We start from the raw sequence: 25,938 nt of genomic DNA on the forward strand, positions 1-25,938 counted from the left end.
GTGGGCGCCGGCAGATGACGATCGATGGAGCTTTGAGGATCATGAGCGAGACGAATTCCGCGGCCGAGGTGGCCGCGCCGCACCGCTACACGGCAGCGATGGCCGCCGACATCGAGGCACGCTGGCAGGACTTCTGGGACGCCGAGGGGACGTACGAGGCGCCCAACCCGAGCGGTGACCTGGCGGACGGTTCCGGGCTGGCCGCCAAGCCGAAGCGCTTCATCATGGACATGTTCCCGTACCCCTCGGGCGCCGGTCTGCACGTCGGCCACCCGCTGGGCTACATCGCCACCGACGTCTACGCCCGCCACCAGCGGATGACCGGGCACAACGTCCTGCACACCCTGGGCTTCGACGCGTTCGGTCTGCCGGCGGAGCAGTACGCCGTGCAGACGGGCACCCACCCGCGCGCCTCCACCGAGGCCAACATGGAGAACATGAAGGTCCAGCTGCGCCGGCTGGGCCTGGGCCACGACAAGCGCCGCTCCTTCGCGACCATCGACGCGGAGTACTACAAGTGGACCCAGTGGATCTTCCTGCAGATCTTCAACTCCTGGTACGACACCGAGGCCGACAAGGCCCGCCCGATCGCCGACCTGGTCGCCCAGTTCGAGAGCGGTGAGCGCCCGGTACCGGGCGGCGGCGAGTGGGGCGCGCTGAGCGCCGCCGACCGTGCCGACATCCTGGGGCAGTACCGCCTGGCGTACGCCTCGGACGCGCCCGTCAACTGGGCACCCGGGCTGGGCACCGTGCTGGCCAACGAGGAAGTGACGGCGGACGGCCGCTCCGAGCGCGGCAACTTCCCGGTCTTCAAGGCCAAGCTGCGCCAGTGGAACATGCGCATCACCGCCTACGCCGACCGGCTGCTGAACGACCTGGACGGGCTGGACTGGCCCGAGGCCATCAAGCTGCAGCAGCGCAACTGGATCGGTCGTTCCGAGGGCGCGCGCGTCGACTTCCCCGTCGACGGTGCGGGAGACATCACCGTCTTCACCACCCGTCAGGACACCCTGTTCGGCGCGACCTACATGGTGCTGGCGCCCGAACACGAGCTGGTCGAGCGGATCATCCCCGCCGCCTGGCCCGAGGGCACCCACCCGGTGTGGACCGGCGGCCACGCGAACCCGGCCGAGGCCGTCACCGCGTACCGCAAGCAGGCCGCCGCCAAGTCCGACGTCGAGCGGCAGGCCGAGGCCAAGGACAAGACCGGCGTCTTCACCGGTGCCTACGCGACCAACCCGGTCAGCGGCGAGAAGGTCCCCGTCTTCATCGCCGACTACGTCCTGATGGGGTACGGCACCGGCGCGATCATGGCCGTACCGGCGCACGACGCGCGCGACTTCGCCTTCGCGCGCGCCTTCGAGCTGCCGATGCGCTGCGTCGTCGAGCCGTCGGACGACCGCGGTCTGGACACGTCGACGTGGGAGGACGCGTTCGCCTCGTACGAGGCGAAGCTGGTCAACTCGACCAACGACGGGATCTCGCTGGACGGCCTGGGTGTCGTCGACGCCAAGGCGAAGATCACGGAGTGGCTGCAGGCGCAAGGTGTCGGTGAGGGGACCGTCAACTTCCGGCTGCGCGACTGGCTGTTCAGCCGCCAGCGCTACTGGGGCGAGCCCTTCCCCATCGTCTACGACGAGGAGGGCATCGCCCACCCGCTGCCCGAGTCGATGCTGCCGCTGGAGCTGCCCGAGGTCGAGGACTACTCGCCGCGGACCTTCGACCCGGAGGACGCCGACACCCAGCCCGAGACCCCGCTGTCCCGGAACGCCGACTGGGTCAACGTCACCCTGGACCTGGGTGACGGCGCTGGTCTGCGAAGTTACCGCCGCGAGACCAACACCATGCCGAACTGGGCGGGCTCCTGCTGGTACGAACTGCGCTACCTGGACCCGCACAACGACCAGCGACTGGTCGACCCCGCGATCGAGCAGTACTGGATGGGGCCCCGCGAAGGACAGCCCACCGGTGGCGTCGACCTGTACGTCGGCGGTGCGGAGCACGCGGTCCTGCACCTGCTGTACGCGCGTTTCTGGTCCAAGGTGCTGCACGACCTGGGGCACATCTCGTCGGCCGAGCCGTTCCACAAGCTGTACAACCAGGGCATGATCCAGGCCTTCGTCTACCGCGACAGCCGCGGTATCGCAGTCCCGGCGGCCGAGGTCGAGGAGCGCGACGGGGCCTACTACCACGCGGGCGAGAAGGTCAGTCGCGTCCTGGGCAAGATGGGCAAGTCCCTGAAGAACGCCGTCACACCCGACGAGATCTGCGGCGAGTACGGGGCGGACACCCTGCGGCTGTACGAGATGGCCATGGGCCCTCTGGACGTCTCGCGCCCTTGGGACACCCGGGCCGTGGTCGGCCAGTTCCGGCTGCTGCAGCGGCTGTGGCGCAATGTCGTCGACGAGGAGACCGGTGAGGTCACCGTCGTGGACACGGAACCCGGTGAGGACACGCTGCGGGCGCTGCACAAGGCCATCGACGGTGTGGGCCAGGACATGGTGGGGATGCGCTTCAACACCGCCATCGCCAAGATCACCGAGCTGAACAACCACCTGACGAAGGCGGGCGGTCCGCTGTCGCGTTCGGTCGCCGAGCGGCTGGTGCTGCTGGCGGCGCCCCTGGCGCCGCACGTGGCGGAGGAGCTGTGGCGCCGACTGGGCCACAGCGAGTCCGTCGTGCACCAGGACTTCCCGGTCGCCGACCCGGCCTACGTCGTGGACGAGACGGTGACCTGCGTGGTGCAGATCAAGGGCAAGGTCAAAGCACGCCTAGAGGTCTCCCCTTCCATCACGGACGAGGAGCTGGAGACACTGGCCCTGGCCGACGAGAACGTCGTCGCCGCGCTGGGCGGGGCCGGGATCCGCAAGGTGATCGTGCGGGCGCCGAAGCTGGTCAACATCGTCCCCGCCTGACGGCGCCACGACGGTCGGCCGTCGAAGCGTGACGGCATCGGACAGCCGGTGCCGACACGCACACCTGCCGGGACCGGCCGAGCGTCACGGGCCGCGGGCGGACTGACAGGCCGGCAAGCGTGCCAGGGCTTTCCCCTACGGGCAGGTTGGGGGTTCCGGTGGAACCCTCGGCCTGCCCGTTCCGTTTACGGTAGAAGGGGCGACCGCACGCGGGCAGCCGATTCGACGACCTAGGGGCGTTCATGGAAGCCGTGATCCTGATCCTGACGCTGCTGTTCGTGGCGTTCATGGCGCTCGGTGTGTACGCCGGTGTGAAGACGGTGCGCGCGGCCAAGCGTGGTGTGGACCGGACCATCACGCAGGCGCGCCGCTCGGTGGAGGACACCACGTTGCGGGCCAAGAGCTACGGCCAGCCGGGTGTGCCGGGGGAGCTCGCCCAGCTGAGGCTCGCACTGCGTACCTCTATGCGGGCCACGCAGGACGCGCTGAACGCCGGGGCGACGGAGGATGCCTCCCTCTCGGAGTCGCTGGGCCTCTTCCAGCGTCTGAGCGCACACGGACGTGAGCTCGACAACGACCTCAAACGGCTGGAACGCGAGCCGGACCGTGCGACGGTGGCCACACTGCTGCCGGGCCTCAAGGAGCGCACGGAGCGCATCACGCACGCGGCGGAATCGCTGCGCTGGGCCGCCCGTGACCGGGCAAGGCGGTTCGCCGACGACGATCTGGCCGCGCTCGGCGCGCAGATCGACCTGGAGGCCGGGGCCCTGCGGCACTGGACGACCGAGGAGCCGGCGACGCCCCGGGATGACGCGGCTGGGCACGACTGGACCGCATCGGCGGACGAACGGACGCCGCCACCGTCGCTCACCCCTCCGGATCCCCGGCTGCGCACGGGCTATCCGTGGCAGAAGTCCGCCAAGCCCGAGACGACGAACTGACGCCGACGGGACTCGGTCCGCGAACCCTCGGCGCGGCGGCGACGAGACGTGTGCGAACGCGTTCCGAACAGCTTGGAAACGTCTGAGGCAGGTCGCGGGCAGGTGCCGGACGGACCGCAAATGATCAGTAGGCCGGTCCCGGGCTGCCGTGTTCGCGCTCCGGAAGGTAACCTCCGGCTCATGTCCCGCCATGTCGCGATCGTCACCGATTCAACGGCCTACCTGCCGCCCCAGACGATGGAACGGCACGGCATCACCGCGGTGCCGCTCACCGTCGTCCTGGGCGATCAGGCACTGGAGGAAGGCACCGAGATCTCGGCCCGGTCGCTGGCGCTAGCCCTGCAGAAGCGCCGATCCGTGACCACGTCACGGCCCAGCCCGGACGTCTTCGCCGCCACGTACCGAGCCGTGGCGGAGACGGGGGCCACAGGCATCGTCTCCCTCCACCTGTCCTCAGAACTCTCCGGCACGTACGACGCCGCCGTGCTCGCGGCGAAGGAGGCGGCCATCCCGGTGCGGGTGGTGGATACCGGCATGGTCGCCATGGCCCTGGGGTTCTGCGCCCTTGCCGCCGCGGAAGCGGGCGAGGCGGGCGGCGGTCTGGACGAGGCGGTCGCAGCGGCCGACAAGCGGGCGGCCGGCACGTCGGCCTTCTTCTACGTGGACACGCTGGACTACCTGCGCAGAGGCGGGCGCATCGGCGCCGCGCAGGCGTTGCTGGGATCGGCCCTGGCCGTCAAGCCACTGCTCCGCCTCGAGGACGGCCGCATCGAGATGCTGGAGAAGGTGCGGACCGCGTCCAAGGCGATCGCACGACTCGAGGAGATCGTCGCCGCGAAGGCCGGCGCGGGTGCCGTGGACATCGCCGTCCACCACCTGGCCGCTCCGGAGGGCGCCGAGCGGCTGGCGGAACGGCTGCGGGGACGAATTCCTGGGCTCGTCGACCTGCATGTGAGCGAAGTCGGTGCGGTGATCGGGGCGCACACCGGTCCCGGACTGCTGGGAGTGGTCGTCGCGCCCCGCTGACCTTCACCTCGTCGGGTGACGCAGTTATCCACAACTCGTGAGTTATCCACCGTAATTGGTGCGTCCCGACGGATTTTCTCGGATGTGTCTAGCGTCTGAGCCATGACCTTCCGACGACTTTCCCCGCCCGGTCGCACCACCGACCTGCAAGGCCTCGGCGGTGGCGCCGTGGGCCCGGTCTCGCACCGGCTCCCGGATCTGCCCGCGCATGCGGCCATGGACCCACCCCGGCACGCGATCCTGCACGCGGCCGCGCCTCGGGCCGCGCACCGTGTGCCCCGGGGAGCAGGTCCGGCGGGGCGAGCCCGATTCAGGCCCGGCGTCCGACCCGCCGGAGCGGCCGGCACCTCGCCGGGCACCGCGTCCCGGGCCCGGCACGGGCGCCGACGGCGCTCGATGCGTGACCCGGGCGCCGGGGTCGCAGCGGTTTCGCGGCTGCGTGCGGATGCGCTCCTGGGGGCGGACCGGCCGGTTGCCGCGACAGCGGCTGTGACGACGTCGGGCACCGAGGCTGCTGCGGCGGCGTTGCCGGGTGCCGGGGCAGCGGCTGCGACGAGGGCGGTGCCGGGTACGGGGGCAGCGGCTGCGACGAGGGCGGTGCCGGGTGTGACGGCAACGGCTGCGACAACTTCCGTGGTGCCCGCGGCTCTGCCGTCGTCCGACGAATCCGGACGCATCCGCACGGTGCCGTCCTGGGCAGCTGTCCTGCCGCCGCGCCCGGTACCCGAGGCGAGCCCCACGGCAGCCCCGCCGGTCAGGCCGGCACTGCCGCTGGGGCCCGGGGTGCCCGACGCATCAGGCACGAGGCGCCGATGGTGGCGAGAAGCGGGCCCCGCGCTGCGCGACCGGTTACCTCTGTGGGTGCAGGTGCGATGCGGCCTCGAGCCACGCACTCTGGCCGCGTTGGCCGTCGTCCTGATCGGGGCCGCGGTACTCGCGGCGACACACTTCTCGTCGGCCCGCCCGGAGGCGGTACGCGCTCCCGACCGGGTCACGGAGGCCGCTGCGGTCCGAGCGGGCGGCACGGGGGCTCCGAGCGCACGGATCCCCGGTCCCACGCCCGGCCCGGACACGGGACCGCGGACCGGCACGGAGTCGGAGCCGCGCGGGCAGATCGTCGTGGATGTGAGCGGGAAGGTGCGACGGCCGGGGATCCAGCATCTGCCGTCCGGTTCACGTGTCGCGGACGCCCTGCGCGCGGCGGGAGGCGTCCGTGCGGGGGCCGATCTCACCTCGCTCAACCGAGCACGTGTCCTGACGGACGGCGAGCAGGTGGCGGTGGACGTGCCCGGTGCGCTGCCACCCGCCGTCGGAACAGGGACCGGTGGATCCGTGGCGGGACCGGCAGGCCCCGCCACGACGGTGAGCCTCGGGACGGCCACCGTCGAGCAGCTCGAAACCCTGCCCGGTGTCGGACCCGTACTCGCGCAGCACATCGTCGACTACCGCACCGAGCACGGGGGTTATCGCTCCGTCGACGAACTCCGTGAGGTGAACGGCATCGGGGACCGTCGGTTCGCGGATCTCCGACCGCTGGTCAGGCCGTGAGCGGTCCTGATGCCCGTGCGGATCCGGCGCTGCTCGGCGCCGCCGAACCGCGCCAGGAGACGCCGGCCGATCTGCGGCTGATCCCCCCGGCCCTGGCGGCCTGGGCGGCAGCGGCATTTGCGCTGGGGGCGCCGGGCAAGTGGGTGGTGGCCGGATCGATCCTCTGCGCGTGCGCCGGCCTGGGTCTCCTCGCCGTATCCGGACTCCTGGCACGAACGGCGCCTCGGCACAGGGCGCGCACGCCGGCGCCTCCTGGTTGGGTGGCAGCGAGTCCGGTGGGCGTGGATGCGGCGCCCCCACCGGGTGTGGCCCCTGCCGTTCGACCGGGCAGGGTGTGTCCGGCGGCACCGGCGCGTCCGGCGGCAGCGGCAACACCGGCGGCAGCAGCAACACCGGAGGCACCGGTGAGACCGGCGATGCCGGCGATCCCGGCGATCCCGGCGATCCCGGGGGAGCGTACGGCAGGACCGGCGATCCCTTCCGGCGGGCCACCGGGGCCCGCCGGACACCACAGTCGCAGGGGAACGCGCGTCACGGCGGTCGCCGCCGCCCTGCTCTGCGCTGCGGCGGGGGCGACGGTGGCCGGGCTCCACGGTGCGGATGTCCGCCGCGGTCCGGTCCCCGCACTCGCGGAGTCGTACGCGCGAGTGGAAGCGGACGTGACCGTCACGTCCGATCCCCAGCAGACCCGTCCGCGTGTGCGGGGCGATCACAGCACGCCCGTCTCCCTGCTTCTGGACGCCGAGATCGATCGGCTGACCGCCCCCGACGGCACGGTCACCAGGCTTCGCACCCCCGTCCTGGTCATGGTCGCCCCGGGACCTGCGGCAGGACGGTGGCAACGGCTGCTGCCGTCGACAGGCCTCCGCCTCAACGGACGGCTGGCACCCCCGCGTCATGAGGGGGAGCGCATCGCAGCCGTGCTCGGCACCGACGCGGACGACCTGCCGCAGGTCACCAGGGAGCCCTCCACGCTCCAACGCGTTGCGGGGCGGCTGAGGTCCGGTCTGCGGGAGGCCACCGACGGGCTCGACGCCGACGCCAGGGCACTCCTGCCGGGGCTGGTGGTCGGCGACACCTCACGGGTTCCGCCGGATCTGCACGACGCCTTCAAAGCCACCGATCTCACCCACCTGCTCGCCGTGTCGGGTGCCAACCTGTCGATTCTGCTCTTCCTCCTCATCGGCCCGCCGGGCACGGCGCTGCGCAGTGAACGCCGAGGCCTGGCACCCCGACTGGGCTTCTCCCTGCGGATGACGGCCCTGACCGGTGGCGGGGTGGCGCTGGCCTTCGTGATCGTCTGCCGTCCCGAGCCGAGCGTGCTGCGCGCGGCCGCCTGCGGCATGATCACACTGCTCGCGATCGGGACCGGCCGGCGCAGATCGCTGATTCCCGCACTGGCCACGGCCGTTCTGCTGCTGGTGCTGTACGACCCTTGGCTGGCCCGCAGTTACGGGTTCCTGTTGTCCGTGCTCGCCACCGGAGCGCTGCTGACACTCGCACCGCGATGGAGCGGCGCTCTGCAGCGGCACGGGGTCCCGGCGCGGCTCGCTGAGGTACTGGCGGCTGCGGGAGCCGCTCAAGCGGTCTGCGCGCCCGTGGTCGTGGTTCTCGCGTCGAGGGTCGGCCTGGTGGCGATTCCCTGCAACCTACTGGCCGAATTCGCGGTGGCGCCCGCGACGGTACTGGGTTTCGCCGCTCTCGGCGTGGCCCCCGTCTCCATACCGGTGGCGGAAGCGCTGGCCGAAGTCGCCGGCTGGCCGGTCGGTTGGATCGCGTCCGTGGCGCGCACGGGGGCCGAACTACCCGGGGCTGAGGTCGCCTGGCCGGGCGGCTGGGGCGGAGCGGCGCTCCTCGCCGTCCTCACGACCCTCTTGGTCCTGTCGGCCCGCCGCATGGCCCGCCACCCCTGGGTGTGTTCCGCCGCCGCGCTCCTTCTGGTCCTCGCGGTGCTGCGACCGGTGCCGCTCACCCGACTCATGACGGGATGGCCGCCACCCGGCTGGGCCTTCGCGCTCTGTGACGTGGGCCAAGGTGACGCCATGGTGCTCGCTGCCGGCGACGGCACGGGAGTGGTCGTGGACACCGGCCCTGAACCCCGTCTCGTCGACCGGTGCCTGCGCGATCTCGGTGTCACCCGTGTGCCCCTCCTCCTGCTGACCCACTTCCACGCCGACCACGTGCGAGGCCTGCCCGGTGTGCTGAAGGGCCGCGAGGTCGGCACGATCCAGACGACCAGTTTCGAGGAGCCGCCGGAGCAGGCAGCCTTCGTACGGAGGACGGCGGCGGCGGCACATGTGCCGATGACCCGGGCCGTGCCGGGGGAGCGGCGACGCACGGGCCCCCTGGACTGGCAGGTCCTCTGGCCGGCGGCCGCTGCGCCGGGGGCGGCAGCCGCCTACGTCACCGAGGAACCCAATGATTCCAGCGTCTCGCTCCTCGTCCGGTCCGGCGGACTGACCCTGCTGCTCCTCGGCGATCTCGAACCACCGGCTCAGAGAGGAGTGCTGCGCAGTCACCCGGCTCTGCCGCGGGTCGATGTGCTCAAGGTCGCGCATCACGGCTCCGCGCACCAGGACACCGCGCTCCTTCGCAGCGCACGCCCGAGGTTCGCGTTGATCAGCTGCGGCACGGACAATCCGTACGGCCACCCGGCGGCCCGTACGGTCGAGACGCTCGAAGCGACAGGAGCGAAGGTGCTGCGCACCGACATCCACGGTGCGATCGCGGTGACGGGCGCCGGCCCGGAGCTGCGTGCGGCGGGCCGGTCATGAGCACGAGGCACGGCCCGGAGCTGCGTGCGGCGGGCCGGTCATGAGCACGAGGCAGGACCGGCACCGTGCCCTCGCTGCCTTGCCGGGCTCGCGCCGCAGCGGCCGGAGGAGGGATGGCCTACGGTCAGGTCCTCCGGTCGGGCAGGACTCCACCGCCATGCCGGACCCTCGGTCTTGCCGGACCCGGCTGTCACGCGGGAGCCGGCGGTCGTCAGCGAGCCAGTGGTCACGTCGGAACCGACGGTCATCCGGGATCTTGCTGTCACGCGGGATCTTGCTGTCACGCGGGACCTTGCTGTCTTGCGGGACCTTGCTGTCACGCGGGACCCGGCGGTCGTGCCGGGCCAGGCTGTCAGACCAGCCAGGTGCCCGCGTGCATCAGCTCGCGCCCTGCCAGTTCGTTCACCTCGCGCCACGCCTTGACGGTGTGCGGGGTGATGCGCAGATACACCCAGGAGGGGCGCCCGCGAGGGTCCCAGCCGAGCTTCTCGGCGAAGGCGTCACCCGAGTCGGTGGGAAGGTCGGCGCCCTCGACGATCTCGGCCGTACCCTCGATCAGCACCACGTCGCGGGTGTGCCCGAGCGCGGCCCGGACCTGTCCGGACGGTGTCACGTTGACCGCTGTCGGGTTGGTGCGCCGGGTCGCCAGCAGCAGCGTGTCCCGGTCCCGGACGAACGACAAGGGCACCATGCACGGCACACCGTCGGCCGAAGCAGTCGACACCCAGAGGTCTTCGTCCTTCTCCAGATGATCGAGTACGTCCTGTTTGCGCTGATCCGGGCCGCGCGCCGACTCTCGTTCCGTCATGCCGCACACGCTAGCCACCGGCTGTGGCCACCGCCTCCGTCGGCGGTCCTAGGCCCAGAGGCCAATGGCGCCGCCCGGCGGACCGCGGCAGACTCCCGGCATGAACGAGCACGCGCGCCAGTCTGCTCCCGTGCCCGCCTCTGTCTGGGCGGACGCCTATCTGGCACGGATCGGCGCGGTCCGGCCGGCCAGGGCAGACGCTGCGGCCCTGCGGGAACTGCAGCTCCACCACCTGATGACCGTGCCCTTCGAGAACCTCTCCATCCACCTCGGCCAAGAGATCGTCCTGGAGGACGACAAGCTCATCGACAAGATCGTGACGGGGCGCCGGGGCGGTTTCTGTTACGAGCTCAACGGCGCCTTCGCCGCGCTGCTGCGCGAACTGGGCTTCCGTGTCGTCCTGCTCCAGGCGCGGGTGTTCGGCGACGGCGGCCGCCTCGGCATCCCGTACGACCACGTCGCCCTGCGCGTGGAAACCGACGACGGGACGGGTCCATGGCTCGCCGATGTCGGGTTCGGCGACCACGCACTGCGCCCGCTCGAACTGCAGGTCCGCTCGGAACAGGACGATCCCAGCGGCACGTTCCGGTTCCGGGAGGCGCCCCAGGGGGACCTCGACCTGCTTCGCGACGGCTCACGGCAGTTCCGCCTCGATCTGCGGCCGCGCGGGCTGGCGGAGTTCCGGGGCGGGGCCTGGTTTCACCGCACTTCGCCGGAGTCCCATTTCACCCGGTCGTTGATCTGCTCCCGGTGCACGGATGACGGCCGGGTGACCCTTCGCGGCCGCACGCTGATCACGACCGTGCGGGGCGAGCGCCACGAGACGGAGCTGCGGGACGACGCGGAGGTACTCGCCGCCTACCGCGACCACTTCGGCATGGCGCTCACCCACGCGCCGGTGACACGTCCGCCCCTGAGTACGTGAGGTGTGCTGTACGACAGGCACGGGCACCGCACGCAATACGGACCTTCGGTGGCACCTGCGGACAGTGACGCACAGCTGGTCACAGCTCGGCACAACCCACTCTGAGCTGCTGCGTTTGCCTCGAACGTCGCAACGGTGATCGAATGCGTATTCGTCGGCGGGCCGCTGCTCCGACAACGACGTCCGGCTGTCAGGGGTCCGAGGTGAGAACCACCCTGGGGAGTACGTGCACATGTTCGGCCGTTGGCTAGGCAGCAGAGCGAAGTCCGGCACCGCACAGAGCAACGTGCTCGCCGGGTTCCCGGTGCCACAGGACGCCGCGATGCTGAGCTGCCGGGTGCTGGACCCCGTCTCCGAGCCCGTGCGGCAGGCCGACTTCGTCGTCTCCGACAGTGCGGGCCGCAAGGTCGTCAGCGGGGAGACGGACCCTTTCGGGAACGTGGTCGCGACCGTTCCCGCCGGCGACTACCGGGTGGGTGTCACAGCCGAGGGCTTCACTCCCTTCCACAGCTCGGTCACCCTGGACCAGGGTGGTCACACGAGCCTCGGAGACGTCTTCCTCCAGGTGGCGCAGCCTCCGCAGTTGCCTGACCCGGGTGACTGGGAGATCGAGCCCTCCCACACCCAGATCGGTTTCACGGCACGTCATATCGGCATGGCCCGGATCCACGGCAGGTTCAACACGTTCGCCGGTGCCGTGCGGATCGCCGACCGCATGGAGGACTCCGCCATGCACGTCGTCATCGACGCCTCCTCCATCGACACGAACGTCCGGATGCGCGACGACCACCTGCGGTCCGGCGACTTCCTCGACGTCGAGCGCTATCCGACCCTCGAGTTCTACAGCGAGCGCTTCGTCCACCGGGGCGGCGCCCGCTGGGGCGTCACCGGCGCGCTCACGCTGCACGGCGTGAGCCGCACCGTCACCCTGGACACCCAGTACCTCGGTCTGGGCAGCGGTCTGGAGGGCGAGACCCGGGCCGCCTGCCGGGCGACCACCGAGCTGCACCGCGAGGACTTCACACTCACCTGGCAGACGATGCTGGCGCGCGGCATCGCCGTGGTGGGCCCGAGCATCAAGATCGACATGGATATCCAGATCATCCCCAAGGGCTGACAGGATCCGCCGACCGGTACGCCGGCGTACCGGTCTGGACATGCGGGCCCAGGCATACCGGCCCGGCCACGCGGGCCGGACAGCGCACCGGCCCGGGCATTCCCGGACCGGCGTGCCGACGCCCGCGTGTCCGGTGCTTGCCGACGCCCGCGTATCCGGTGCGTGCGCCGATGCCCGCGTGTCCGGTGCGTGCGCCGATGCCCGCGTGTCCGGTGCGTGCGCCGATGCCCACGTATCCGGTGCGTGCGCCGACGCCCGCGTATCCGATGCCTCCCGTAGGGCGTTCCGTAGGGGGTTCGGTGGGCGTTCGACAGGGCGTGCCGGCCGGGCGTACGGCTTCGCCGCTACGGTGCCTCCAGCCAGCCCTCGTGCTCCGCGGCGAACGCGTCGAGCGCCGCGGAGTCCAGCCGGGCGGTCGGGTCCTCCACCACCACCAGCCACTGCGCGTCCTCCGCGTCGTCCTCGCCGGCAAGCGCATCCCGCACGAGCTGAGGCTCCTCGGTCACACCGAACCGGTCGGTCAGTTCTCCGGCGACTTCCTCGGCCGCGTCACGGTCGGGCAGCACCAGCACATGTCTCACATCGCTCACCCGGTCATTCTCCGGCAGGCCAGGTCGAGAGGTACGCCGGGGCGGCGCCCCGCGGTGTTGTCACAGGGGCGTGGGATGCTGGACCGCGATGGCCACCAGACGCAATTCCACCGACGATCCGCTCGCCCCCGTCACGCTCGCCGTGGGCCAGGAGGACCTGCTCCTGGACCGTGCGGTGCAGCACGTGGTGGCTGCGGCCCGTGCCGCCGACGCCGACACGGACGTCCGCGACCTGACCCCGGACCAGCTGCAGCCGGGCACACTGGCGGAGCTCACGAGTCCCTCGCTCTTCTCCGAGCGCAAGGTCGTGATCGTGCGCAACGCGCAGGATCTGTCCGCCGACACGGTCAAGGACGTCAAGGCCTACCTGGGTGCCCCCGCCGAGGAGATCACCCTCGTGCTGCTGCACGCAGGCGGGGCCAAGGGCAAGGGCCTGCTGGACGCGGTGCGGAAGGCGGGCGCGCGTGAGGTGGCGTGCCCCAAGACCACCAAGCCTGCGGAGCGGCTGTCCTTCGTGCGGTCGGAGTTCAGGGCTCTCGGACGCTCGGCGACCCCCGAGGCCTGCCAGGCACTGGTGGACTCCATCGGCAGCGACCTGCGGGAGCTGGCGAGCGCCGTCTCGCAGCTGGTCGCGGATGTCGAAGGCACCATCGACGAAGCGGTCGTCGGCCGCTACTACACGGGCCGGGCCGAGGCCTCGTCCTTCACCGTCGCCGACCGCGCGGTCGAGGGCCGGGCGGCGGAAGCGCTCGAGGCACTGCGGTGGTCGCTGTCCACCGGCGTCGCCCCCGTCCTGATCACCAGTGCCCTCGCCCAGGGTGTCCGGGCGATCGGCAAGCTCTCTTCGGCCCGGGGCGGGCGCCCGGCGGACCTGGCCCGCGAGCTCGGCATGCCGCCCTGGAAGATCGACCGGGTCCGCCAGCAGATGCGGGGATGGACGCCGGACGGAGTGGCGACGGCGCTGATGGCGGTCGCGGCGGCCGACGCCGGTGTCAAGGGGGGTGGGGACGACCCCGAGTACGCCCTGGAGAAGGCCGTGGTCGCCGTCGCCCGCGCGGCGCGTTCCGGCGGCCGCTGAGCCGCGCCCGCGCGTTCCCGCCGTCGTCGCCGCCGTCGCCGTCGCCCGCGTCGCCCGTTCCGGTGGCCTGGCCCGACAGCCCCCGCACAGCCCCGTGCCCCCTCAAACCCGCCCTTCACCCCGATGCCTCCACGCCCCCACGCCTCCCACGCCCCCCCCCACGCCTCCTCAGCCACGATTCGACTGCTGTCGCAGGCAGGGACCCCGCGGTCGAGCGCCCAGCACGAAGGCCCCGGCCGTCGTCCTGGGGAGGACGCGGCCGGGGCCTTCGGTTCACTCTTGGTGCGCCGCACCCGCGTGGCGAACGCAGGTTCGGTGTGCGGCGCGGGGTGCCGGTCAGGAGCGGGAGAGAGGGCCCGCTGTGTCCGTTCCGGCGATCACATCAGTAGCTCAGCCCTGGAGGGCGGCAACCTTGAGAGCCAGCGCCGACTTCTTGTTGGCGGCGGCGTTCTTGTGGATGACACCCTTCGAGACAGCCTTGTCGAGCTGGCGGGAGGCGTCGCGGACGGCCACAGTGGCCTTCTCGACGTCACCGGCAGCGGCAGCCTCACGGGCCTTGCGGATCGAGGTCTTGAGCGAGGACTTGACGGCCTTGTTGCGCAGGCGCGCCTTCTCGTTCGTCTTGTTCCGCTTGATCTGGGACTTGATGTTCGCCACGAAAGAGCCTTTTCAGGTTCGTTGGATCTTCTATGTGCGCCACGCCGCTTCTGAGGGCCACGAGGCACAGCTGCCCACGTTAGCAGCCACCCTCGGACCGGCCCAAACCGGTCCCGGCCCCGCAGGCGTGGGACCATGGAGGCTACGTATCGATCCGTCCGACCCGACATCGACCCGAGACACGGCGTCCGGCGTCTCAAGAATCAGGACCCTGCGTGCCCGCGACTCCCATCAACGTGCCCGAGCCGAGCCGTACCGACCCGGCGCTGATCCGCAACTTCTGCATCATCGCGCACATCGACCACGGCAAGTCGACCCTTGCCGACCGGATGCTCCAGCTGACGGGAGTGGTCGACCAGCGGCAGATGCGCGCTCAGTACCTCGACCGGATGGACATCGAGCGCGAGCGCGGCATCACCATCAAGTCCCAGGCGGTCCGCCTGCCGTGGGCGCCCACAGAGGGTGCGGACAAGGGCTCCACCCACATCCTCAACATGATCGACACCCCGGGCCACGTGGACTTCACCTACGAGGTCTCCCGGTCGCTGGCCGCGTGCGAGGGCACCGTCCTCCTGGTCGACGCCGCCCAGGGCATCGAGGCGCAGACGCTGGCCAACCTCTACCTGGCGATGGAGAACGACCTCACCATCGTCCCGGTGCTCAACAAGATCGACCTGCCTGCCGCCCAGCCCGAGAAGTTCTCCGAGGAGCTGGCCAACCTCATCGGCTGCCAGCCGGAGGACGTGCTCAAGGTCTCCGCGAAGACCGGTGTCGGCGTGGACGCGCTGCTCGACCGGGTCGTCCGGGACGTCCCGGCCCCCGTCGGCCAGGCGGACGCCCCCGCCCGCGCGATGATCTTCGACTCCGTCTACGACGCGTACCGCGGTGTCGTCACCTACGTCAGGGTCGTCGACGGCCAGCTCAACAAGCGCGAGCGCATCAAGATGATGTCGACGGGCGCCACCCACGAGCTCCTGGAGATCGGCGTCTCCTCCCCGGAGATGACTCCGGCCGACGGCATCGGTGTGGGCGAGGTCGGCTACATCATCACCGGTGTGAAGGACGTCCGGCAGTCCAAGGTCGGTGACACCATCACCTCCCTGAACAAGGGGGCGACCGAGGCGCTGGGCGGCTACAAGGACCCCAAGCCGATGGTGTTCTCGGGGCTCTATCCCCTGGACGGATCCGACTACCCGGACCTGCGCGAGGCCCTGGACAAGCTCCAGCTCAACGACGCCGCCCTGGTGTACGAGCCGGAGACCTCGGCCGCGCTCGGCTTCGGTTTCCGCGTCGGCTTCCTCGGTCTGCTGCACCTCGACGTGGTCCGTGAGCGCCTGGAGCGCGAGTTCGGTCTGGAGCTCATCGCCACCGCCCCCAACGTGGTCTACCGCGTGGAGATGGAGGACGGCTCGGAGCACATCGTCACCAACCCGAGCGAGTTCCCCGAGGGCAAGATCGACAAGGTGCACGAGCCGGTCGTGAGGGCCACGGTCCTGGCGCCCAGCGAGTTCATCGGCGCGATCATGGAGCTCTGCCAGAACCGGCGCGGCACCCTGCTCGGCATGGACTACCTGTCCGAGGACCGGGTGGAGATCCGTTACACGCTTCCGCTCGCCGAGATCGTCTTCGACTTCTTCGACCAGCTGAAGTCCAAGACCCGCGGTTACGCCTCGCTCGACTACGAGCCCACGGGGGAGCAGTCCGCCCAGCTCGTCAAGGTCGACATCCTGCTGCACGGCGACAAGGTCGACGCCTTCTCCGCGGTCACGCACAAGGACAAGGCGTACGCGTACGGCGTCCGGCTCGTCGCCAAGCTGCAGAAGCTCATCCCGCGGCAGAACTTCGAGGTGCCGATCCAGGCCGCCATCGGCTCCCGGGTCATCGCCCGTGAGACCGTCCGCGCCATCCGCAAGGACGTCCTCGCCAAGTGCTACGGCGGTGACATCTCCCGTAAGCGGAAGCTGCTGGAGAAGCAGAAGGAAGGCAAGAAGCGGATGAAGATGGTCGGCAACGTGGAGGTGCCGCAGGACGCGTTCATCTCCGTCCTGTCGACCGACGAGTCGGCCGGCGAGGGCAAGGCCAAGAAGTAGCACCCGCCCGGGGCGACCCGGGAGTACGCCGTCGGGCGTACCTGGGAGTAGCCCAACGGGCCCCTGTGCCGCGGACATCCGCGGCGCAGGGGCCCGGTTCGTTATCAAGCGGCGGCCCGTTGCCTCTTACGCGACGGTCCCACGCGCTCTAGTCTGATCACCACCCGTTAGTTACTCGCCAGTTAAACAAGCAGGCCGAGCGGGAACGAGAAGCAGGACGTACAAGCAGCAGCACCCACATGCCGGTCGTAGCAATGCCGCAGGCCCGGAGGACGTCGTGAGCGACACACAGACCTTGATCGATAGCCGACCGCCCTCCGTGGCGACTCTCTTCATCGACCGCGTGGCGGCCACTCCGGACGGGGAGGCGTACCGCTATCCGGTGCCTGCCGCGTCGGGGCAGGGCCCGGACGACTGGAAGTCACTCACCTGGGCGCAGGCCGCCGAGCGGGTCCACGCCATCGCCGCCGGTCTGATCTCCCTGGGTGTCCGGCCGGAGGAGCGCGTCGCGCTCGCCTCCTCCACCCGTGTCGAGTGGATCCTCGCCGACCTCGGTGTGATGTGCGCGGGCGCGGCGACGACGACGATCTACCCCTCCACGAACACCGAGGAGTCCGCCTTCATCCTGGCCGACTCAGACAGCCGGGTACTGATCGCCGAGGACGCCGCCCAGCTGGCGAAGGCCCGGGAGAACAGGGCCGAGCTGCCCGAGCTGGCGCATGTCGTCGTCATCGATCCGGCCGGTGCCGAGCCGGCGGAGGGCGACCCCGAGGGCTGGGTCCTGACCCTCGCCGAGCTCGAGGCCCGGGGCGCCGAACACCTCGCGAAGAACCCCGACGCGGTCACCGACCGGGTCGCCGCGATCACCCCGGACCAGCTGGCGACCCTGATCTACACCTCGGGCACCACGGGCCGGCCCAAGGGCGTGCGGCTGCCGCACGACAACTGGTCGTACATGGCCAAGGCGACCGTGGCGACCGGTCTGATCACCGAGGGCGACGTCCAGTACCTCTGGCTTCCGCTCGCACACGTCTTCGGCAAGGTGCTCACCTCCGGCCAGATCGAGGTCGGGCACGTCACGGCCGTCGACGGCCGCGTGGACAAGATCATCGAGAACCTGCCGGTGGTCCAGCCGACCTACATGGCGGCCGTCCCCCGCATCTTCGAGAAGGTCTACAACGGGGTCGCGGCCAAGGCGCGGGCCGGTGGCGGCGCCAAGTACAAGATCTTCCAGTGGGCGGCAGGCGTCGCCCGCGAGTACGCCACGGTCTCCCAGGACAACTTCCGGCGCACGGGCAGGGCCTCGGTGCCGTTCGCCCTCGGTGCCAAGCACAAGGTCGCCGACACGCTCGTCTTCGCGAAGATCCGTGAGGCCTTCGGCGGACGGCTCCGCGCCTGCGTCTCCGGTTCGGCCGCACTCGCCCCCGACATCGGTCTCTTCTTCTCCGGAGCGGGCATCCACATCCTGGAGGGCTACGGCCTGACGGAGTCCAGCGCCGCCTCCTTCGTCAACCCTGGCGAGGCCTACCGCACCGGGACCGTCGGCAAGCCGCTCCCCGGTACCGAGGTCCGGATCGCGGACGACGGCGAGATCCTGCTGCGCGGCCCCGGGCTGATGGAGGGCTACCACCGGCTGCCCGAGAAGACCGCCGAGGTGCTGGAGTCCGACGGCTGGTTCCACACCGGCGACATCGGCGAGCTCTCCCAGGACGGCTACCTGCGGATCACCGACCGCAAGAAGGACCTGATCAAGACGTCCGGCGGCAAGTACATCGCCCCGGCGGAGGTCGAGGGACAGTTCAAGGCGGTGTGCCCGTTCGTCTCCAACATCCTGGTGCACGGCGCGGACCGTAACTTCTGCACCGCCCTCATCGCGCTCGACGAGCCGACCATCCTCAGCTGGGCGGAGGAGAACGGACTGGGCGGCAAGCCGTACGCCGACGTGGTGGCCTCTCCTCAGGCCGTCGAGCTGATCGAGGGTTACGTGAAGCGGCTCAACGAGGGCCTGCAGCGCTGGCAGACCATCAAGAAGTTCCGGCTCCTGCCGCGCGACCTCGACATCGAGCACGGCGAGCTGACCCCCAGCCTCAAGCTGAAGCGGCCGGTCGTCGAGCGTGAGTACAAGGACCTCATCGACGACATGTACGCGGGCTCCCGCGAGGCGTAGACGAGACGGAGGCGGGCTCCCGGCGAGCGGGACGGCCGAAGGGCACGTCGGGGCCGGGGCCGGTGGGTGAGGGAACGCCCACCCGCCCCGGCTCGTTTCCGTCCGGCCCGGGGCGACTTCCGTCACTCGGCGCTTATGGGCGCGCCCGGTCTGTCACCCTGTCGGGATACGTCAGCGGCGTTTCGCGAGACCGTCAGGAGCCGCACCGTGGGGTCCATTCCCTTGCAGCGGGACATCGTTCAGCGTCCCGGCATCGTCGTCGCAGGCCAGGGCGGCGATCCGCGTCCGGCCGCCCGCACGAGCCTGCCCGGAATCCCGCAGGCCTCGGCGGCGGCCCGCAGATTCGTCCGGGCCGCGCTCACCGAATGGACGGCTCTGGGGCTGCCCTCCACCGGTGAGTTCGGTGAACGCCTGACCGACGACGCGCTGACCGTGGCCAGCGAACTGGTCACCAACGCGGTCGTGCACGCCGGTACGACCGTCGAGCTGCTCCTCAGGCTGGAGGACTCGGCCGGCCCCGAGCCGGCCGCGCTGGTGCTGGAGATCACCGACCACCATCCCGCCCGGTCGGTGCGCGACGAGCGGGCCGACCGGCCCGACCCCGCCGAGTACGGCCGGGGGCTCCAGCTCGTCGCGACCCTCGCCGAATCCTGGGGGATCACCTACCGCACCGGACTCAAGACGGTCTGGGCACGTCTCCTCGGTGACGACCGCTTCGGGCTGCCGGACACCCCGGCCGCCGACGACGCCACGCGCCGGCGCGGGCCGCGCGACGGGATCCTCGCCCCCGCCGCCGGGCACACGCCGCGCGACGACGCGGGCTGGGCAGGGCGCGGAGGGCTCTCCTTCCTCGCCGAGGCCTCCGGCCTCCTCGCGGGCCAGCTCGACGAGGACCTGGTGGCCTCGACCGCCGGCCGGCTCCTGGTGCCACGGCTCGCCGACTGGTGCGCCATATGGCTGGAGAGCGAGGGCGGCGGCCCGGCCGCCGCCCCCAGGCTCGCGGGTGTCTGGCACAGCGACGAGGCGCGGACCGCGCTGCTGCGCCCCGCGCTGGAGAAGGAACCGCTCCGCTTACCCGGCAGCGTCGGCACCGGACCCGTCCCCATCCCCTGGCCCGGCGGGGACGCGACGGAGCGCGGGGACGGGACCGGCGCCGCGCTCGCCCACCGCATCGTCTCGGGCGGGCGCACGCTCGGCGCCCTCCTCGTGGGGCGTGAGGGCGACGACCACATCCCCGACGAGGTGGCCGCCCTCCTCGCGGACTTCGTACGCCGGGTGGGCCTCGCCGTGGGGGCCGCCCGCGCCTACACCCGTCAGGCCACCATCAGCCGCATCCTGCAGCGCGGTCTGCTGCCCAGCAAGGTCGCCGAGATACCCGGCGTCACCAGCGCACTGGTGTACGAGCCCGGTGACGACGGCGTGGTGGGCGGCGACTTCTACGACCTCTTCCCCTGCCCCGGCGGCCGCTGGTGCTTCGTGCTCGGGGACGTCCAGGGCAGCGGTCCGGAGGCCGCCGTCGTCACCGGCCTCGCCCGGCCCTGGCTGCGCCTGCTCTCCCGGGAGGGCTTCCGCGTCGGAGAGGTCCTCGACCGGCTCAACCGGCTCCTCCTGGACGACGCCATGGAGGCCGCCGAGGCCGCCGCCCTCATGGTCGCGGCGGCCGGCGGCCAGCAGCTCCAGGGCGGCGAGCAGATCCAGGACGGCACCCAGTCCCGCTTCCTCTCCCTGCTCTACGGCTCCCTCGTGCCCCTCCCGGACGGAGGTGTGCGCTGCACCGTGGCGAGCGCCGGCCATCCCCTCCCGCTGCTGCTGCGCCCCGACGGCTCCGTACGCCCAGCCGCCGAACCGCAGGTGCTGCTCGGAGTCGTCGAGGACGTGGCGTACGACAGCCAGAGCTTCGACCTGGCACCCGGCGACAGCCTCCTCTGTGTCACCGACGGGGTGACGGAGAGGCGCTCGGGGCGGCTGATGTTCGACGACGGTGACGGCCTCGCGCGGGTTCTGGCGGGCTGCGCGGGTCTTCCCGCCGCCGGGATGGCCGACCGGATCAGGAGGGCGGTCCACGCCTTCGCCGAGCGCCCGCCCGACGACGACCTGGCCCTGCTCGTGATCCAGGTCGACGAGGACCGGCACTCGGCTGTGCGGGGCAGCTCCGCGGGCGAGTGACAATGGACGGTATGCCTTCCGTACTGCCCGATGGTGAGCCCGTGCCCGACGACGGGGCGCTGCCCCGACATGCCCTGGAAGGCGCCGCCGGCCGTCCGCTCGGTTTCTACCTGCACGTGCCCTACTGCGCCACCCGCTGCGGCTACTGCGACTTCAACACCTACACCGCGACCGAGCTGCGTGGTTCCGGCGGTGCCCTGGCGTCCAGGGACAACTACGCCGCCCATCTCGTCGAGGAGGTCCGCCAGGCCCGCAAGGTGCTCGGCGACGACCCCCGCCCCGTCCGCACGGTCTTCGTCGGCGGCGGTACGCCGACGCTGCTGCCCGCCGCCGACCTCGTCCGGATGCTCGCGGCGATCCGTGAGGAGTTCGGGCTGGCCGAGGACGCGGAGATCACCACGGAGGCCAACCCGGAGTCCGTCGACCCGGCCTATCTCGCGGCACTCCGGGAGGGCGGCTTCAACCGTGTCTCCTTCGGCATGCAGAGCGCCCGGCAGCACGTCCTGAAGGTCCTGGACCGCACCCACACGCCCGGCAGGCCCGAGGCCTGTGTCGCCGAGGCCCGCGCGGCCGGCTTCGACCACGTCAACCTCGACCTGATCTACGGCACCCCCGGTGAGTCCGACGACGACTGGCGGGCCTCCCTGGACGCGGCGATCGGCGCCGGACCCGACCACGTGTCGGCGTACGCGCTGATCGTCGAGGAGGGGACCCAGCTCGCCCGCCGCATCCGCCGGGGCGAGGTCCCGATGACGGACGACGACGTCCACGCGGACCGCTATCTGATCGCCGACGAGGCGATGGCGGCGGCGGGGTTCTCCTGGTACGAGGTGTCGAACTGGTCCCGCACGCCCGAAGGCCGCTGCCTGCACAACGAGCTGTACTGGCGCGGGGCCGACTGGTGGGGCGCCGGACCGGGCGCGCACAGCCACGTCGGCGGGGTGCGCTGGTGGAACGTCAAACACCCCGGGGCCTACGCGCAGGCGCTCGCCGAGGGCCGTTCGCCGGGTGCCGGCCGTGAGGTGCTCGGCGACGAGGACCGGCGGGTCGAGCGGATCCTGCTGGAACTGCGGCTCGTCGAGGGCTGCCCGCTGTCCCTGCTCGCGCCCGCCGGGCTCGCGGCGGCCGGCCGCGCCGTGACCGACGGGCTGCTGGAGCCCGGACCGTACGCCGAGGGACGCGCGGTCCTCACCCTCCGCGGCCGGCTGCTGGCCGACGCCGTGGTGCGGGACCTGGTCGACTGAGGCCCTCCGCGGGAGCAGCGCTGCCGCCCCCTGGAGCGGCCTCTACGGCACCCGGCAGTCCGCGCGGGTGAGTGGCGCCGGATCACCCGCCGCCCGGCCGCACACGGTGCGGCTCCGCGCGTCCGGGCCGGGGCGTGTGACCTCGACGACGTTCAGGCCGTGCACCCTCTGGTCGGTGTAGGGAATCGTCCCCCGGAAGGTGATCGTCCCGGTCGGCATGTCGTGCAGGGCCACCGAGTACAGCGTCGCCCAGGTCTCCGCCGCGCTCTGCGGGTTGTCGCTGCGGGTCGCCGCCGCGTACAGGGCCGCCGTCGCCTGGTAGGAGATGACGGTCTGCCCGCTGGTGAACAGCTGGTCCTCGTACGGGCGCTCCTTCGGCAGGGCGGGCAGTTGCCGCCCCTCGGTGAGCAGCGCCTGCAGCGTCTTGCGGGAGTCCTCGTAGAACGCCCTGCCCCCGCCCTGGCTCGTCGGCGCGAGGGCGCCGTAGTAGAGCGTGACCTTGTCCGCGAGCTTCGTCGCGTCGTCGAAGCGCGCCTTGGCCAGGTCGTCCCCCGTGAAGACCGTGATGGCCTTGTCCGAACAGCCCGCCGTCTGTCCGAGACCGGACATCAGGGTGTTGACGTCCTCGACCCGGCCGGCGAAGTACAGGGCGTCGGGCACGCGTTCCGCACCGCAGATCGCGTGCAGGGGCGCGTCGAGATTGGCGGAGTCGCCGTCCTCGGACAGGGAGTACCGGGTGTCGGAGACCAGGGCGAAGCCGGATTCCTCCAGCATCTCCAGACCGACCCGGCGCTGCTCGGTCGTGTACCGGTCCTTGTCCTCGTTACCCACCTTCCTGGACAGCACGACGGCCTGCGGGTCGTCGAGGCGGTCCGCCAGCTGGCCGGCGATCAGCCCGACGGCGTCCGCCTGCTCCTCGTCGGTCGCGGCGAGACCGAAGTAGTTCGGGTACTCACGGGCCAGGTCGCTGCCCGAGTTCGTGGTGTCCACCACGGGCAGCCCGGCGCGCTGGAGGAGCCCGGTGACCGCCGCGCTCTCCGTGGTGTTGCGGCCGAGCCCCACCACGCCGACGACGGAGGTGTCCCGCCGGGCCACCTCGATGATCTTCCGGACCGCCGTCGTCTGCCGCAGCATGTCCCGGCCGCCGTTGGCCGTCAGGACCCGGAGCTTGACGGAACGATTCGCCGTGTCGTTGACGAACCGCTGGTGCAGATAGACGCCGGTCAGCTCCTCCAGGCCCTTGCGGGTGTCCTCCCTGTTCGCGTCGGTCCCCGTCAGCGGGCCCGCGTAGACGACGGTGACGTGCGGCGCGCCGGGCGGGATACCGGCGTTCTGGTCGCGTATCGCCTGCTCGATCCGCTCGAAGGTGATGCCCCTGCCCACCCCGTTCAGCTGGAGCGTGTTGCCCTCGGCGAAGCGCACCTCGGGGACCGTCGCCACCCCGACGCACTCCTCGGCGCCCCCGGGGCCGGCCAGCCTGACCGCGTCCGTGCTCCGGCCGACGAGCGGGCCGTAGCAGTACGTCTCCTTCCAGTGCGCGCTCCACAGGAAGGTCCCCAGCAGCGCGCAGACCAGCACGAGGGTGACGGTCCTCCCCGACATCACCCACCACGCCCAGGTCCGGCGGACGCGGTGGGTGACCAGCTGGACGTGGGCGTGCTCATGGGTCAGCTGTTCGGTGGGCAGGGGCAGCCGCAGCACCCAAGCCGGCGTCACCGCCGCCGCCGGTGCCTGGCCGACGCTCAGGTCCTCGACCCAGGTCTCGTACCGCGCGCGGGCCCCTGTGCCGGCTCCGGCGTTCGCGGGCGGCTCCGGCGGCAGCGGCGGGGTGTGCCGCATGATCCGGTCGGCGGGCAGGGAGGCCAGGAGCAGCAGCGGGTCCACCTCGCTGCGCCGTGAACGCACGTTGTTGATGGCGTTGATCAGGAGGACGCCGCCGTTGTCCTGGGTGGCCGTGGGCAGGAAGACCACCGGCGGGACGGTGCGCTTGCCACGCCGCCAGTCCGGGGCGTGTGCCCGGTAGCTGTCCAGCAGGTCCTCCAGGAGCGCCTGGACCCGCAGCTCCAGGTGGAACTGGCGCGCGTGTTCGTCACCCGCCCCCGCGTCGGCCACCCGCTCCGCGACGGCGGCGGCCCGCGCCCGGATCACCCGCCACGATCCGCTGGGGGAGAAGCGCGACCAGCCGTCGGACGGATACGCGGTGCTCGAGGCTGCGAGGGACGACGTGGTCGCGAGCCACCTGCTGGCCCGGCGCAGCCACAGCAGCGGCGGCGCCGCCCTCGTCATCAGCCGTACGACGGCCAGGCCGCCCAGGGCCGCGGCGGCGACCAGGGCGGTCAGCACCCAGCCGATCTCGCCGAGCAGCACGCTGAGCACGGCGATGAAGACGGCCCCCAGGAAGGTCTCCGGACGGACCGAGGCGCGCAGCGAGTCCCACCAGGTGTTGCGCCCAGACCTGCTCGGCCGCCAGCGCAGGCTGCCCAACTGCTCCAGGATCCGTTCGTCACGCTCACGGGCGTGGCCCCGGCCCGGCACCGCGACGACCGCCGCGGTGGCCTGCTCGATGGCGGCGAGCAGCCGTGATCGGGGAAAGACGAACGGCTTGTACTGCGAGGTGCCCCGGGTCTCCCAGGGCCGCTCCGTGAGGGTGCGGACCATGGCGAGCGCCGCCTCGTACGGGGTGTCGCCGCCGCCGTCGAGGAGCTTCACCGGGACCCTGCGCAGCTGGTTCGCCCGGTGGACCTGGCGGACGATCTGCTCGACCCTGGCGTCGGTCTCCGGGCCGGCGGAGGCGTCCTCGGCCTGTGCGACGACCAGCGGCATCACCGGCCGGTTGACCCGGTACTGGTCGATCAGCTGCTGCATGAGGTGGAAGACGGCGGAGGCCGCCTCGTTCTCCGCACTGTCCCGCCACACTTCGCGCGTCATCAGCCCCCGTGCCTTCCCCTGAGCCCGGCCCTGCCGTCATCACTCAATAACGGATGGTCCATGTGTGGCGCAGGTGTTCACGGGGATCGGTACCGATTCCTCCTCGATGCTCCCGGGGACATCAGGCAGGAAGAGTGACGAAGTCGATCAATTCCTCCACGCGGCCGAGCAGTTGAGGCTCCAGGTCCTTGTAGGAGCTGACCCTGGAGAGGATGTGCTGCCACGCGGCCCCCGTGTTCTCCGGCCAGCCCAGGGCCCGGCACACGCCCGTCTTCCAGTCCTGGCCGCGCGGTACGACGGGCCACGCGGGGATGCCCACGGACGACGGCTTCACGGCCTCCCACACGTCGATGTAGGGATGCCCCACCACGAGCACGTCCGCGCCGGTGACCTGGGCGGCGATCCGGGACTCCTTCGATCCGGGGACCAGGTGGTCGACCAGCACGCCGAGCCGGGCGTCCGGGCCGGGCGAGAACTCCCGCACGATCGCCGGGAGGTCGTCGACGCCCTCCAGGTACTCCACGACCACGCCCTCGATGCGCAGGTCGTCGCCCCAGACCCGCTCCACGAGCTCGGCGTCGTGCCGCCCCTCCACGTAGATCCGGCCCGCGCGCGCCACCCGTGCCCGCGCCCCGGGGACCGCCACCGAACCGGAGGCGGTCCGCGCCGGGCGGACCGGGCCGCCGGCCGACGGACGTACGAGCGTGACCACCTTCCCCTCCAGCAGGAAGCCGCGCGGCTCCATGGGGAAGGCCCGGTGCTTGCCGAAGCGGTCCTCCAGCGTGACCGTCGGCCCCTGCGCCGTCTTCTCGCACCGGATCACCGCGCCGCAGAAGCCGCTGACGGCCTCCTCGACGACCAGGTCGGGCTCGGCGGGCACCTCGGGGGCGGGGGCGGACTTCTTCCACGGCGGAGTCAGGTCCGGCTGGTAGCTGCGCATGGCACGACGATAAGCGGACGCCCG

Annotated in this window: 17 protein-coding genes; 12 read left to right on the top strand and 5 right to left on the bottom strand. The window is 71.5% G+C overall.

Annotated elements, in window-relative coordinates:
- Positions 1-41: 41 nt before the first annotated feature.
- The 5 genes from leuS to LWJ43_RS22575 all read left to right on the top strand — a co-directional run bounded on the left by leuS (position 42) and on the right by LWJ43_RS22575 (position 9,204).
- Positions 42-2,915: a leucine--tRNA ligase gene (gene leuS / locus LWJ43_RS22555; protein WP_277334027.1), complete on the top strand. Its 2,874-nt coding sequence runs from the start codon at positions 42-44 to the stop codon at positions 2,913-2,915.
- 242 nt (positions 2,916-3,157) lie between these two features.
- On the top strand, positions 3,158-3,856 hold the full coding sequence (locus LWJ43_RS22560) for a hypothetical protein (RefSeq protein WP_277334028.1): 699 nt from the start codon (positions 3,158-3,160) through the stop codon (positions 3,854-3,856).
- Between the two features lie 180 nt (positions 3,857-4,036).
- Entirely contained in the window at positions 4,037-4,882 is an 846-nt protein-coding gene (locus LWJ43_RS22565) for a DegV family protein (protein WP_277334029.1), read from the top strand.
- Between the two features lie 903 nt (positions 4,883-5,785).
- The gene (locus tag LWJ43_RS22570; RefSeq protein WP_462100902.1) at positions 5,786-6,430 is read left to right on the top strand and encodes a helix-hairpin-helix domain-containing protein; all 645 of its coding nucleotides are present in this window, start codon (positions 5,786-5,788) and stop codon (positions 6,428-6,430) included.
- Positions 6,427-9,204 (top strand): ComEC/Rec2 family competence protein, encoded by a 2,778-nt coding sequence (locus LWJ43_RS22575; RefSeq protein ID WP_277334031.1) that lies wholly within the window; start codon positions 6,427-6,429, stop codon positions 9,202-9,204. The genes LWJ43_RS22570 and LWJ43_RS22575 overlap by 4 nt, the downstream gene beginning before the upstream one ends.
- A 352-nt stretch (positions 9,205-9,556) precedes the next feature.
- Here LWJ43_RS22575 and LWJ43_RS22580 read toward each other — a convergent pair whose 3' ends face one another.
- Complete coding sequence (locus tag LWJ43_RS22580; RefSeq protein WP_277334032.1) at positions 9,557-10,012, bottom strand: pyridoxamine 5'-phosphate oxidase family protein; 456 nt, start codon at positions 10,010-10,012, stop codon at positions 9,557-9,559.
- Between the two features lie 100 nt (positions 10,013-10,112).
- On the opposite strand from LWJ43_RS22580, the gene LWJ43_RS22585 reads away from it, so the two are divergent.
- Together LWJ43_RS22585 and LWJ43_RS22590 are read left to right on the top strand one after the other, a co-directional pair.
- Positions 10,113-10,937 (top strand): arylamine N-acetyltransferase family protein, encoded by an 825-nt coding sequence (locus tag LWJ43_RS22585; protein ID WP_277334033.1) that lies wholly within the window; start codon positions 10,113-10,115, stop codon positions 10,935-10,937.
- A 232-nt stretch (positions 10,938-11,169) separates the two neighbouring features.
- Entirely contained in the window at positions 11,170-12,054 is an 885-nt protein-coding gene (locus tag LWJ43_RS22590; protein WP_277334034.1) for a YceI family protein, read from the top strand.
- Between the two features lie 344 nt (positions 12,055-12,398).
- On the opposite strand, the gene LWJ43_RS22595 is transcribed toward LWJ43_RS22590, so the two are convergent.
- Positions 12,399-12,644: a hypothetical protein gene (locus tag LWJ43_RS22595; RefSeq protein WP_277334035.1), complete on the bottom strand. Its 246-nt coding sequence runs from the start codon at positions 12,642-12,644 to the stop codon at positions 12,399-12,401.
- A gap of 88 nt (positions 12,645-12,732) precedes the next feature.
- On the opposite strand from LWJ43_RS22595, the gene holA reads away from it, so the two are divergent.
- Positions 12,733-13,722, top strand: a complete 990-nt coding sequence (gene holA, locus LWJ43_RS22600; protein ID WP_277334036.1) for a DNA polymerase III subunit delta — start codon at positions 12,733-12,735, stop codon at positions 13,720-13,722.
- Between the two features lie 390 nt (positions 13,723-14,112).
- Here the strand turns inward: holA and rpsT are convergent, their stop codons facing one another.
- Positions 14,113-14,379: a 30S ribosomal protein S20 gene (rpsT, locus tag LWJ43_RS22605; RefSeq protein WP_014156344.1), complete on the bottom strand. Its 267-nt coding sequence runs from the start codon at positions 14,377-14,379 to the stop codon at positions 14,113-14,115.
- 215 nt (positions 14,380-14,594) lie between these two features.
- Between rpsT and lepA the strand changes: the two genes are divergently transcribed.
- The 4 genes from lepA (at position 14,595) to hemW (ending at position 22,046) form a co-directional block, all read left to right on the top strand.
- Positions 14,595-16,469 (top strand): translation elongation factor 4, encoded by a 1,875-nt coding sequence (gene lepA / locus LWJ43_RS22610; protein ID WP_277334037.1) that lies wholly within the window; start codon positions 14,595-14,597, stop codon positions 16,467-16,469.
- Positions 16,470-16,746: 277 nt separating this feature from the next.
- Entirely contained in the window at positions 16,747-18,636 is a 1,890-nt protein-coding gene (locus LWJ43_RS22615; RefSeq protein WP_277334038.1) for an AMP-dependent synthetase/ligase, read from the top strand.
- 207 nt (positions 18,637-18,843) lie between these two features.
- The gene (locus LWJ43_RS22620; protein ID WP_277334039.1) at positions 18,844-20,802 is read left to right on the top strand and encodes a SpoIIE family protein phosphatase; all 1,959 of its coding nucleotides are present in this window, start codon (positions 18,844-18,846) and stop codon (positions 20,800-20,802) included.
- An 11-nt stretch (positions 20,803-20,813) separates the two neighbouring features.
- Positions 20,814-22,046 (top strand): radical SAM family heme chaperone HemW, encoded by a 1,233-nt coding sequence (hemW, locus tag LWJ43_RS22625; RefSeq protein WP_277334040.1) that lies wholly within the window; start codon positions 20,814-20,816, stop codon positions 22,044-22,046.
- Positions 22,047-22,088: 42 nt separating this feature from the next.
- Here hemW and LWJ43_RS22630 read toward each other — a convergent pair whose 3' ends face one another.
- A complete protein-coding gene (locus tag LWJ43_RS22630) occupies positions 22,089-24,974 on the bottom strand; it encodes an ABC transporter substrate-binding protein (RefSeq protein ID WP_277334041.1) in 2,886 nt (961 codons plus the stop codon).
- A gap of 121 nt (positions 24,975-25,095) precedes the next feature.
- Entirely contained in the window at positions 25,096-25,914 is an 819-nt protein-coding gene (locus LWJ43_RS22635; RefSeq protein ID WP_277334042.1) for a DUF3097 domain-containing protein, read from the bottom strand.
- Positions 25,915-25,938: the final 24 nt, after the last annotated feature.

Origin of the sequence: Streptomyces sp. JH34, from assembly GCF_029428875.1 — a bacterium.
GTDB lineage: Bacteria > Actinomycetota > Actinomycetes > Streptomycetales > Streptomycetaceae > Streptomyces.

Excerpts from the sequence above, each read along its gene's own strand:
- leuS (WP_277334027.1), top strand. The coding sequence starts at position 42 with ATGAGCGAGACGAATTCCGCGGCCGAGGTGGCCGCGCCGCACCGCTAC.
- LWJ43_RS22560 (WP_277334028.1), top strand. The coding sequence starts at position 3,158 with ATGGAAGCCGTGATCCTGATCCTGACGCTGCTGTTCGTGGCGTTCATG.
- LWJ43_RS22565 (WP_277334029.1), top strand. The coding sequence starts at position 4,037 with ATGTCCCGCCATGTCGCGATCGTCACCGATTCAACGGCCTACCTGCCG.
- LWJ43_RS22580 (WP_277334032.1), bottom strand. The coding sequence starts at position 10,012 with ATGACGGAACGAGAGTCGGCGCGCGGCCCGGATCAGCGCAAACAGGAC.
- LWJ43_RS22585 (WP_277334033.1), top strand. The coding sequence starts at position 10,113 with ATGAACGAGCACGCGCGCCAGTCTGCTCCCGTGCCCGCCTCTGTCTGG.
- LWJ43_RS22590 (WP_277334034.1), top strand. The coding sequence starts at position 11,170 with ATGTTCGGCCGTTGGCTAGGCAGCAGAGCGAAGTCCGGCACCGCACAG.
- holA (WP_277334036.1), top strand. The coding sequence starts at position 12,733 with ATGGCCACCAGACGCAATTCCACCGACGATCCGCTCGCCCCCGTCACG.
- hemW (WP_277334040.1), top strand. The coding sequence starts at position 20,814 with ATGCCTTCCGTACTGCCCGATGGTGAGCCCGTGCCCGACGACGGGGCG.
- LWJ43_RS22630 (WP_277334041.1), bottom strand. The coding sequence starts at position 24,974 with ATGACGCGCGAAGTGTGGCGGGACAGTGCGGAGAACGAGGCGGCCTCC.
- LWJ43_RS22635 (WP_277334042.1), bottom strand. The coding sequence starts at position 25,914 with ATGCGCAGCTACCAGCCGGACCTGACTCCGCCGTGGAAGAAGTCCGCC.